Below are 11,225 nucleotides of genomic sequence, written 5' to 3' on the forward strand. Positions count from 1 at the left end.
CCGAGCGGGCCAGAGCTTCAGAAGGACGAAGCCTTTACTGAGGCTTGGCGCCGGCCAGAGTCGCGTCGATCTGGGCCTTGGTCGCCGTGGTCGTCAGGGCACCAGCGTTGGAAGACAGACTGGCGCTGGGCAGGGCGAACTTCACGCCCCCGTTGGTGACAACCAGATTGACCGAGCCATCGGCTGCGGCGCTGACGCCTGAAATCGTACCGACCGACACGCCGGCCGGGTCCTTGACCTCGGCGCCGACCTTGAAGTCGCTGCTGACCGTTGCCGAGGCCGGCGCGGCGCTGGTGTCGGCGCTGGGCTGGGCCGGCGGGTTGGCGGTCGTGGCGCCGGTCATGTCGGCCGGCGTTTGCAGGGCCGGCGGAATCGGCGTTGTGGCGGGCAGGGCCGGATCCGCCGCCGGAGAGGCCGCTTGCGGGATCTGCTGGCCTGGCGTGGGCATGGCCGTGGTGCTTTGAGCGAAGGCTGCGCCAGCGAAAGTCAGGGTCGCGGCGGCGGCGAAAAGGGCGATTTTCTGGCTGTCCATTTGAAGGCTCCGTCGGTGTCGGTCAGCCCCCTAACCGGGAAACTAACGTCGCCGCACGGCTGCGGTTCCGACGGGCGCCCGACACTGCAGGCTGTCAGGACGGATCGCCGGCGCGCCGTCAGACCATGCCGACGGTCTTCAATCGCGCCCGCGGATGGATCTCGTTCTGGCTCATCACCACGGTCTGGCCCCGGAAACGCTCGATAATCGAACGCACATACGGGCGCACGCCAGGGCTGGTCAGCAGAACAGCGGCCTCGCCCTGCAGGGCGGCGCGCTCGAAGGCCTCGCGAACCCCCCGGATGAATTCCTGAAGACGCGACGGCGCCAGGGCCAGCTGCTTGTCGTCGCCGGGCCCGACCAGGGATTCGGCGAAGGCCTGTTCCCACTCGGCCGAGAGGGTGATGATCGGCAGGGCGCCGTCGTCGCCGCGATTGGCCCAGCACAGCTGGCGGGCCAGACGGGCGCGGACCTGTTCCACCAGCTGGGTGACCGAGCTGGTGTGCGGGGCAGCCTCGCCGATACCTTCCAGGATCTGCGGCAGGTCGCGAATCGAGACGCGCTCCTTGAGCAGGGCCTGCAGCACGCGCTGCACGGTGGTGGCGGTGGCCACCGACGGGATCAGGTCGTCGACCAGCTTCTTCTGGCCTTCCGGCAGGTCCTTCAGCAGCTTCTGCACCTCCGAGTAGGAGAGCAGGTCGGCCATGTTCTCCTTGAGGATCTCGGTCAGGTGCGTGGTCAGCACGGTGGCCGGATCGACGATGGTATAGCCGCGGAAAGTGGCTTCCTCGCGCAGGTCGTCGGCCACCCAGGTGGCAGGCAGGCCAAAGGCCGGCTCGCGCACATGCTCGCCGGGCAGTTCGACCTGGCCGCCGCGCGGGTCCATGGCCATCAGCATGCCAAGGCGAACCTCGCCGGCGCCGGCTTCCATCTCCTTGATGCGGATCGCATAGCCCTGGTTGGCCAGGCGCATGTTGTCGAGGATGCGCACCGGCGGCATCACGAAGCCGAACTCGGTGGCCAGGGTCTTGCGCAGGGCGCGGATCTGGTCGGTCAGGCGGCGGCCGTCCAGGTCGTTGATCAGGGTCAGTAGGCCATAGCCAAGCTCGATCTTGACGTCATCGATCGCGAGGGAAGCGCTGATCGGCTCTTCCTCGGGCTCGCTGGCGATGGCTTCAGCCAGGGCCGGATCGAGCTGCGGCGGTTGCTTGGCGGTCATCGAGCGGCGATAGGCCAGGAAGCCCGCGCCCAGCGAAAGCGCTGCAAAGGGAATGATCGGCATGCCGGGGATCAGGGCCATGACGCCCGACGAGGCCGAGACCATGCCCAGCGCCACGGGGTTCATCGACAGCTGCTTGGTCAGGGCGGCGTTGGCCGAGCCCTCGACGCCGGCCTTGGAGACGACCATGCCCGCCGCGATCGAAATGATCAGGGCCGGGATCTGGCTGACCAGACCATCGCCGATGGTCATCAGCGTATAGGTGGCCGAGGCCTCGCCGATCGGAATCTTGTGCTGGATAACCCCGATCAGGATACCGCCGATGATGTTGATGGCGGTGATGATCAGGCCGGCGACAGCGTCGCCCTTCACGAACTTGCTCGCGCCGTCCATGGCGCCGAAGAAGGTCGATTCCTGCTCCAGGTCCTTGCGGCGCTGCTTGGCGGTGTCCTGGTCGATCAGGCCGGTCGACAGGTCGGCGTCGATGGCCATCTGCTTGCCGGGCATGGCGTCCAGGGTGAAGCGGGCCGCGACTTCGGCGATCCGGCCAGAACCCTTGGTGACGACCATGAAGTTCACCACCACCAGGATGATGAAGACGATCACGCCGATGACGAAGTTGCCCTGCATCATCAGGTTGCCGAACGCCTCAATGACCGCGCCGGCGCCGTGCGCGCCTTCGTGGCCATGGCCCAGGATCAGGCGCGTCGAGGCAATGTTCAGCCCCAGGCGATACAGGGTCGCCACCAGCAGGACGGTCGGGAACGAGGTGAATTCCAGCGGTTTCTTGATCAGAACCGCCGTCATCAGAATCAGGACCGAGCCGGTCAGCGAGATCGCCAACAGCAGGTCCAGCAGCATGGGCGGGACCGGCAGGATCAGCAGGACGATGATGCCGACGACGCCGACCGCCAGGCCCATTTCGCCGCGCAGAATCCCCGCCCACAGCGAGCTGGCGCTGGGCATCGAAGAGCTGGTCTTGGGCAGGGCGGCGTCAGCCATTCAGTGCGTCGATCCCTTGGAGCAGGCTCTTCGCGCATGAAGCGATTTGCGCGCGGTCGCCAGTTCCTTAATTCAAATTGGCCATGTCAGGCGCCGGACCGATGGTCGCGGCGCCCGCAGGGATTCAGGCGGCGGCGGAGCCCATCCCGCCCTGCGGCGGCGGCACCGAAATGCCGGCGTCGCCATATTCCTTGAGCTTGTTGCGCAGGGTCCGGATCGAGATGCCCAGGATATTGGCGGCGTGGGTGCGGTTGCCCAGACAGTGCTCCAGGGTGTCGATGATCAGGTGCTGCTCGACCTCGGCCACCGTCGAGCCGACAAAGGCGCGCGACACGGCGTCGGCGGCCATCTGGGCTCCGCGCGCGACCGCGGCGTCGGGGTTGGGAGCCATGGGCTGACCGTCCGGCAGGCGGATGGCGAATTCCTCGATCTCGGAGCCAGGCGACAACAGCACCGCGCGGTGCATGGCGTTTTCCAGCTCGCGGACGTTACCCGGCCAGCGGTGGCCGATCAGCCGGCGCTTGGCCTCGGCCGAGATCGGCTTTTCGGCGACGCCGTTGGCGGCCGAGTACTTTTTGATGAAGAACTCGCACAGGCTCATCACGTCAGCCGGGCGCTCGCGCAGCGGCGGCAGGCGCAGGTTCACGACGTTGAGGCGGTAAAGCAGGTCTTCGCGGAACGTGCCGTCCTTCACCGCAGCGGTCAGGTCGCGGTTGGAGGTGGCGAGGATGCGGATATCGACCTTGACCGGCTTGGAACCGCCGACACGATCGATCTCGCGCTCCTGGATGGCGCGCAGCAGCTTGGCCTGCAGGCGGGTATCCATCTCGCTGATTTCGTCCAGCAGCAGGGTGCCGCCGTTGGCCTCCTCGAACTTGCCGATGCGGCGGGCCATGGCGCCGGTGAAGGAGCCCTTCTCGTGGCCGAACAGCTCGCTTTCCAGCAGGTTCTCGGGGATGGCGGCGCAGTTGACGCTGATGAACGGCGCCTTGGCGCGGCGCGATTTGCTGTGGAGGTAACGGGCCATCACCTCCTTGCCCGAGCCGCTTTCGCCAGTGATCAGGATCGAGGCGTCGGAGGGGGCGACCTGGTCGGCCAGGCGGATGACGTTCTCCATCGACGGATCGCGGACGATCATCGGGCGCTCGTCATCGGTGACGGCGGCCAGGACGGCGGCGATCAGTTCGGCGTCCGGCGGCAGGGGAATGAATTCCTTGGCCCCGGCCTTGATAGCGGCGGCGGCGCGCATCGGATCTGCGTCGACCCCGCAGGCCACGACCGGCACCCGGATCCGCTCGGCTTCATTGGCCGCGATCAGGCCCGCAATATCCAGCGAGTAGTCGACCATCAGCAGGTCGGCCCCCTGCCCCGCGCGCAGGGCGTGGGTCGCCTGCTCGATGGTCTCAACGTGCGAGACCTTGGCGCCCGTGTTCATCGCCATCTTCACGGCGACGGAGAGCTGTCCGTTCAGTTTACCAACGACGAGAAGCCGCATGATCTTGTCCTCCTTGACGCGTCAGGCTCAGCCCGCCGCGTCACCGTCCTTGATGATTTCCGTCATGGTCACGCCCAGGCGCTCGTCGACGACGACCACCTCGCCCCGGGCCACCAGCCGGTTGTTCACATAGATGTCGATCGCCTCGCCGACCTTGCGGTCCAGCTCCAGAATGCTGCCCTGGCCCAGTTGCAGCAGCTGGGCGACGGACATGTGGGCGCGCCCGAGAACCGCCGAGATATTGACTGGCACATCGAACACCGGCGCCAGGTCGGAAGCGATCTTGTCGCTGATTTCGACGGGCATCTCCGAAGCCAGCATCTGGCCCCCGAACTCGTCGAGCGTGAGATTGTCTTCGGCCATGGCAGTCAGCTTTCGCTAGCGGGAAGCAGGGGTTCAGCGTGGAGTCCCTCGGCGGCGATGGCCGCTTCGAGGGCGTCGGCGACACGTCGCGTCGCCTCGTCAGGATCAAAGGACGCCCGGCCATCACCCCAGTCGAAGGTGAAGGCGGCAGGCGGCATGTTGCTGTCGGCGCGGGCCGCGATCTGACCCGGAAAGCCGATCGCATGAGCGGTTTCTTCGAGCGCGGCCTGAGTGCGATCGACCAGATCCGCCGACACGCGGACGATGATGCGGGGCTGGGCCTCGACCTCGCGGGCCAAGGCCACCAGGGCCGCGCTAGCAGGCGCTTCGGGAAAGCGTTCCAGGGCGGCGTCGGCGATCTTGCGGCCCACAGCCAGGGCCAGCAAGGCCGAGCCCGAGCGATGCTCATGGGCCACGGCGGCGAGGGTCGAAAACGCTTCGCGCACAGCGCCGGCGATCTCGTTCAGGGCGTTGGCGGCGTGCTGTTCGGCACGCGCCACAGCCGAGCGTTCGCCCTGCGCATAAGCCTCGGCCTTGGCGAGCTCGACGTCTTCAGGCGTGAAGCTGCGCTTGGGCCGGGCCGGAGGCTCGCGCATGCCGCCGCGATCGTCGAACACGGTGTCGAAGGCGAAACGCTTGTGGGGGATGTCGTTCATGCTGCCATCTCCCCTAGTAGATCAGCTCATCGTCGCTGCCCGAGCCGGCCAGCATGATTTCGCCCTTGGCGGCCAGGTCCTTGGCGACCTGAACCATCGCCACCTGGGCCTGGTCGACGTCCTTCAGACGCACCGGACCCATGCTCTCCATGTCTTCGCGCATGATCTTCGACGCACGTTCCGACATGTTGGAGAAGAACATCTCGCGCAGCTTGTCCGAGGCGCCCTTCAGGGCCAGGGCCAGCTGTTCCTTGCTGGTGGCGCGCAGCAGGGTCTGGACGCCGCCTGGATCCAGCTTGGACAGGTCTTCGAACACGAACATCAGGGCGCGGATACGCTCGGCGGCCTCGCGATTGCGCTCTTCCAGGGCGGCGATGAAGCGGGCCTCGGTCTGACGATCGAAGTTGTTGAAGATCTCGGCCATCATCTCGTGGCTGTCGCGCTTGGACGTGCGCGCCAGGTTGGACATGAATTCGGTGCGCAGGGTCTGCTCGATCTTGTCGAGGATCTCGCGCTGCACCGGCTCCATCCGCAGCATGCGGGTGACGCATTCCAGGGCGAAGTCTTCCGGCAGGGACGCCAGCACGCGGGCGGCGTGGTCGGACTTCACCTTGGACAGCACCACGGCGACGGTCTGGGGGTATTCGTTCTTCAGATAGTTGGCGAGCACCGCCTCGTTCACATTGCCCAGCTTGTCCCACATGGTCCGACCCGCAGGACCGCGGATCTCTTCCATCAGGGCGTCCACCTTTTCAGGCGGCATGAACGAGTTCAGCAGGCGCTGGGTCTGCTCGTACGAACCCATGATCGCGCCCGTCGAGCTCATGCCCGAGACGAACTCGACCAGCAGCTCTTCGACGACCGACGCCGAGACCGTGCCCAGGCCGGCCATGGCCTGAGAAACTTCCTTGATCTCCTCGTCATCCAGGGCTTCCCAGATGCGGGTGTGATCTTCGCCAAGCGACAGCAAAACGATCGCGGCCTTTTCAGGTCCGGCCAGTTTGCTCACATCGTTGACGGACGCTTTCATGGCCATCAGGTCGACTCGTGCAGCCAGGTGCGCAGGATCGCGACCGATTCATCAGGATGCTTGTCGACGAACTCGGACACCCGCTTGATCGAGGAGGCCTTCACCTGACCCTCGATCTTGGCGATGTCGATGCGCTGGTCGATCTCGGCGCCGGGTCCAGCGATGGCCATCGGCTCGCCGGACTTGTCGATCACAACTTCCTGGGTCGAGCCGTCCGAGAGGGTGACCATGCGGGTCACCTGTGGCGCGCCCAGCGTGATCTGCTGCGGTGAGGGCGTCATCATGTTTTTCACGAACGGGCGGACCGCGAACAGCAGGATCAGGATGGCCACGATGCCCAGCACGGCCAGCTCAGCGATGCGCATGATATCGTTCTTGCCAAAGGCCGCCAGCAGTCCGTCCTTGCCCAGGGCCTGGTCCTCAGGCTGCGGGAAGCGGATATTGGTCACCTTGACCTGGTCGCCTCGCGCGGCGTCGAAGCCGATGGCGGTCTTGACCAGATCTTCCAGTTGGGCGCGCTCTTCCTCGGTTCGGGGCGTATAGGCACCGGGCTTGCCGTCCTTGCCGGCCGGGGCGGTGACGCCATCGATCGCAACGGCCACGGCCAGCTTCTTGATTGTGCCCGGCTCGGTCACCTCGGTGCGGACCGACTTGGAGATCTCGTAGTTGGTGACGCTCTCGTTGGCGTTCGAGCGCGAACCCAGCGCCTGGAAGCCGCCGGGGGCGCCGCCCGGGATGTTCTGGGCCGCCGAGACGCCGTTGGTGTCGTCGTTCTTGGTTTCGCTGTTGCCCGACTCGTTGGTGCTTTCCGAACGGATCACCTGGCCCTCGGGATCGAACTTTTCTTCCTGGACGGTGATGCGGTTCAGATCGAGCTCGGCGGTGACATTGACGCGCACCTTGCCGGGGCCCAGCACGCCTTCGATCATGTCCTTGACGGTCTTGGCGATGCGGGCCTCGGCCTCGGACTTGCGATCCTGGGCCAGTTGCCCGGCCAGGCTTTCGTCGCTGGCGGCCGACAGGGTCTTGCCGTGCTGGTCGATGACGTTGACCTTCTCCGGCTTCATGCCGGCGACTGAACCCCCGACCAGATTCTGCACGGCGCGAACCATCTCGGCCGACGGCTCGCGGCCGCCCGTGCTGATGGTGACGGCGGCCGAGGGTTGCTCGGCGTCTTCTTCAAAGATCTGGCGCTTGGGCAGCACAAGGTGGACCCGGACCGAATTGACGCCCTGCCATTCCTTGATGGTGCGCTCAAGCTCGCCCTGCAGGGCGCGTTGACGGTTCAGCTGCTGGACAAAATCGGTCTGGCCCAGGGCGTTGCTGCTGTCGAAAATTTCGTAGCCGACCGAGCCGGAGGTCACCAGACCCTTGCCGGCGACCAGCAGGCGGGCCGAGGCGACCTTGTCGCGCGCCACCATGATGGTCGAGCCATCGCCCTTGGTCTCGTACTTCACACCGGCCTGATCCAGGGCCTGGGTGACTTCCGAAGCTTCCTTCAGGTCGAGGTTGGAATACAGGAGCTCAGTAGGCTCCTTGCCCATGAACATGACCAGGGCGACCAGAATGGCGACCACGCCGGCGCCCACGCCGATCAGAGCGGCGAGCCGGCCAACGCCGAACCTCTGTATCGCGCTCAGAAAGCTATCCACTCAGGCCAATCCCCCAGAAAGCCACCCCGACGGGGGACAATGGCGCCGGTTGCCTGCAGGCTTCCGTCGCTAGGCAGGATTTACCCAGTTCAAGGTAAACGAGGCGTTTATATTTGGCGGACCCGAGCCGGTCCTGAAGCGCCAAAACGTCGCGGCCGCGCCCTGGGAAGGGCGCGGCCGCTGAACGTTCCAGAACAGGCCTCCAACCACCAACGGCCGGAAAACCCATATCTTTCAAGCCCGCCGTTAGCGGTACTGCTGGAGCCGGGTGGTCCGCAGACCCGCCAGGCCATGCTTGTCGATCGATTGCTGCCAATTGAGGAATTCCTCATTGGTCAACTTGTATCGATCGCACGCTTCGTCGAGCGAGAGCAGACCCCCGCGAACGGCGGCGACTACCTCGGCTTTCCGCCGGATAACCCAACGCTGGGTTTCCGGAGGCGGCAAGTCGGAGAGAGTTAGAGGCGCACCGGTCGGACCGATAACGTACTTCTCACCCCGGCTGTTCGTGCGCTGCTGCTGCAACATGGCTTTACGCCTTTCCCACAACCATCACTGTTGAAGGTCACTATAGGCGCCAGCCAATAACAGCGGCTTAATTCCAATAGTAAAGAAAGGCCTAAACACCAGCTTCCCCCTGAAGTCTTTAGTGTGCCGATGTGGAACACGGCTATTAAATCGAGTTAATACCTATAACTATCGCTTAATGCTCAAGAGTTCCTCAAGCATCTGGTCAGCCGTCGTGATGATTTTTGATGAAGCGGAGTAGGCTCTCTGTGTCGTGATCAGTCCGGTGAACTCAGTGGACAGATCGACAGTCGATGCCTCCAGTGTGGAAGGCGCGATGACACCAGCACCACCCTGCCCTGGGGTCTTCAGGCTGTAGGTGCCGCTCTCGTTGGTCACGCGGTAAGCATTGCCATTCACGCCCTTCAGGCCGTTGGCGTTCGAGAAGGTCGCAACGGCGACCTGGGCAATCCGGCGGGTGACGCCGTTGTCGAAGATCGCCGAAACATAGCCCTCGTCGTCGACCTCGATGTTGGTCAGGTTGCCAAAGGCGGTGCCGTTGGTGTTGACCGACTGGACCACCGACTGGCTGTTGAACTGGGTCAGGCCGCCGGCGGCGTTGGCCAGGTCGATCTGGATGCTCTGGGCGTCGATGCCCAGGGCGTCGGCCCAGCGGGGCGGCTCAGGCGTCGGCGGCAATGTCGGGGCGGGAGCGACGTAGTTGGGATCCGAGGCGCCGATCGAGATCGAGGTCGGGGTGGTGCCGCCAAACAGGTTGCCGACGGTGGAAAGCTTGCCATCCGTCGTGAAAACCACCTTGCCCGAGCTGATCTGGCCATTGGGATAGTTGTCGAGGTCGCCGGGCTTGGCGCGAATTTCGGCGAACCATTCATTGGGGCCGTTGCCCTTCAGCAGGGAAAGGGTGACCGTGCGCTGGCCGCCCTTGGAGTCCGAAACCGGAACCTGGATTTCGAAGTCCGGCTTGACGCCCTTCAGCGGGTCAAGGGCGTAGTCGGACATGGAGTTGTTGCCGGCGTCGTAGATGTTGCCGGCAATGACTTCCGCATCTGTGTTCATGCCGAACGCCGTCAGCGTCACAGTCGGCGTCGCCGCGCCGGTGCCGCTGGTTTCCACGTTTGGCATGGTGCCGGGCAGGGTGCTGCTGACGAAGGCGCCGGTGGTGGTGTCATAGACGTTCTGACCGGCGGCGACGAGGACGCCAGCCTTGCGGATTTCGACGTCATAGGTGCCGTCGGTGCCGGTCGCGGCGTAGGCGACGGTGTAGTTGAAATTGTTCGGGGTGCTGTCGGGGATGGCGTTCTTGGTCAGGATGACCTTCGATTGGGGCGAAATCGGCTGTTCCGAGCGCAGGTTGGCGTTGACGGCCGCGCGGGTGGTCTTTTCGGCCGTGCCGCCGACGGTGCCGACATTGATCGAGTCCAGCTGGGTCAGGTCCGACGGGTCGGGCGTGATGTCGCCGGTCACCGGATCGGCCAGCCAGCCTTGCAGATAGAGGCCGGCGTCGTTCTTCAGATAGCCCAGATTGTCCAGCTGGAACGAACCGGCGCGGGTGAACGAGCGGGTGTCAGTGGCAGTCAGGCCTTCCGGCTTTTCGGTGCCGACGAAGAACCCCGAGCCGGAGATCGACAGGTCAAGATTGGATGTCGAGGACTGGGTCAGGCCCTGTTGGGTGATGAACTGGTGGGTCAGCGCCTTGACGCCGCCGGCGCTGTAGGTCGCGTTCTTGCTCTGCGCGGTGACCAGGGTCGAGAAGTTGGCGGTGGAACGCTTGTAGCCAACCGTGTTGACGTTGGCGATGTTGTCCGAGATCGCAGCCAGGGCGGACGAGTTGGCGATGAGGCCCGAGACGCCCGAAAGCATGGCGCTGTTGATGCTCATGACGAAATTCCTGCGTTGAATATCAAATGACTGGGGGTTCAGCGCGGTTTGCGTTTGGGCTCGGCGGAAACCATTTCCGGGGAGAGCCGCGTCGGCGTCATTCTGACGCCCGGTTCATCGGGTGGTGACGGTTAGGCCGCAGCCGCCGTCGCGTTGGGTGTTGTGGTGTTGGCGGTCGTCGTGGCCGCCGGAGTCGGGGCCGGAGGGTTGGTGACGCCGATCACGGAATCGACCGGGTACTTCGCGCCGCCGATGGTCACCATGTTCTGGCCGCTATCATTGGTGATGGCCGTCACGATGCCCTCGATACGACCTTTCGACGTCGCGGGGATCGTGCTGCCTTCGCCGTCCTTGGCGGTGATCTTCAGGGTGTAGGCGCCGCCTGCGGGCTGGGCGGTGCCGTCATCGCTCTTGCCGTCCCATTCAAGAGTGTGATCCCCCTTGGACATATCCTCGGGCAGTATGGTCCTGATGGTCTTGCCATACTTGTCGATGACCTCGACCTTCACACTGCTGGCCGCGCGGCTCTGTTCGTAAGACCAGGTGGCCTCGCCGTCCTTGAGCACGGCCTTGTCGGTTTCGACTGTGGCCAGCTTGTCCATCATGGCGACGGCTTGGGTCATGCCGCCGTCGTTCATGCCCACCAGGGCCGCCAGCAGGTCATTGGTGACCAGTTGCTGCTCGACGCCCGTCATCTGGACGATCTGACCCGTGAAGGCGTTGGAATCCATTGGCGACAACGGATCCTGGTTCTTCATCTGGGTGGTCAGCAGCTTGAGGAAGGTCTCCTTGCTGCTGGCCAGGGTGTTGCGGGAGTTGTTGATCTTGTCGAGCGTTGCGTTGGAGCCCGAAACTGCGGCGGTGGCCATG

Annotated in this window: 10 protein-coding genes; all 10 read right to left on the reverse strand. The window is 64.8% G+C overall.

What is annotated here, in order from left to right:
* Window positions 1-34: 34 nt before the first annotated feature.
* The gene (locus ACW17Z_RS06900; RefSeq protein ID WP_492058122.1) at window positions 35-532 is read right to left on the reverse strand and encodes a hypothetical protein; all 498 of its coding nucleotides are present in this window, start codon (window positions 530-532) and stop codon (window positions 35-37) included.
* 118 nt (window positions 533-650) lie between these two features.
* Window positions 651-2,753 (reverse strand): flagellar biosynthesis protein FlhA, encoded by a 2,103-nt coding sequence (flhA, locus tag ACW17Z_RS06905; protein ID WP_419320240.1) that lies wholly within the window; start codon window positions 2,751-2,753, stop codon window positions 651-653.
* Window positions 2,754-2,877: 124 nt separating this feature from the next.
* The gene (gene flbD / locus ACW17Z_RS06910; RefSeq protein WP_492058123.1) at window positions 2,878-4,248 is read right to left on the reverse strand and encodes a sigma-54-dependent transcriptional regulator FlbD; all 1,371 of its coding nucleotides are present in this window, start codon (window positions 4,246-4,248) and stop codon (window positions 2,878-2,880) included.
* 27 nt (window positions 4,249-4,275) lie between these two features.
* Window positions 4,276-4,611 (reverse strand): flagellar motor switch protein FliN, encoded by a 336-nt coding sequence (gene fliN / locus ACW17Z_RS06915; protein ID WP_492058124.1) that lies wholly within the window; start codon window positions 4,609-4,611, stop codon window positions 4,276-4,278.
* A 5-nt stretch (window positions 4,612-4,616) separates the two neighbouring features.
* A complete protein-coding gene (locus tag ACW17Z_RS06920) occupies window positions 4,617-5,267 on the reverse strand; it encodes a FliH/SctL family protein (protein WP_419320237.1) in 651 nt (216 codons plus the stop codon).
* Window positions 5,268-5,280: 13 nt separating this feature from the next.
* Entirely contained in the window at window positions 5,281-6,303 is a 1,023-nt protein-coding gene (fliG, locus tag ACW17Z_RS06925) for a flagellar motor switch protein FliG (protein WP_419320236.1), read from the reverse strand.
* Window positions 6,303-7,949, reverse strand: a complete 1,647-nt coding sequence (gene fliF, locus ACW17Z_RS06930; protein ID WP_492058125.1) for a flagellar basal-body MS-ring/collar protein FliF — start codon at window positions 7,947-7,949, stop codon at window positions 6,303-6,305. Before fliF ends, fliG begins: the two co-directional genes overlap by 1 nt.
* A gap of 246 nt (window positions 7,950-8,195) precedes the next feature.
* Complete coding sequence (gene sciP / locus ACW17Z_RS06935; RefSeq protein ID WP_062148715.1) at window positions 8,196-8,477, reverse strand: CtrA inhibitor SciP; 282 nt, start codon at window positions 8,475-8,477, stop codon at window positions 8,196-8,198.
* Window positions 8,478-8,645: 168 nt separating this feature from the next.
* Window positions 8,646-10,355: a flagellar hook protein FlgE gene (gene flgE, locus ACW17Z_RS06940; protein WP_492058126.1), complete on the reverse strand. Its 1,710-nt coding sequence runs from the start codon at window positions 10,353-10,355 to the stop codon at window positions 8,646-8,648.
* Between the two features lie 131 nt (window positions 10,356-10,486).
* Window positions 10,487-11,224: a flagellar hook assembly protein FlgD gene (locus ACW17Z_RS06945; RefSeq protein WP_419320232.1), complete on the reverse strand. Its 738-nt coding sequence runs from the start codon at window positions 11,222-11,224 to the stop codon at window positions 10,487-10,489.
* Window position 11,225 lies beyond the last annotated feature (1 nt).

It is taken from the genome of Caulobacter sp. GSs2 (genome assembly GCF_058680895.1).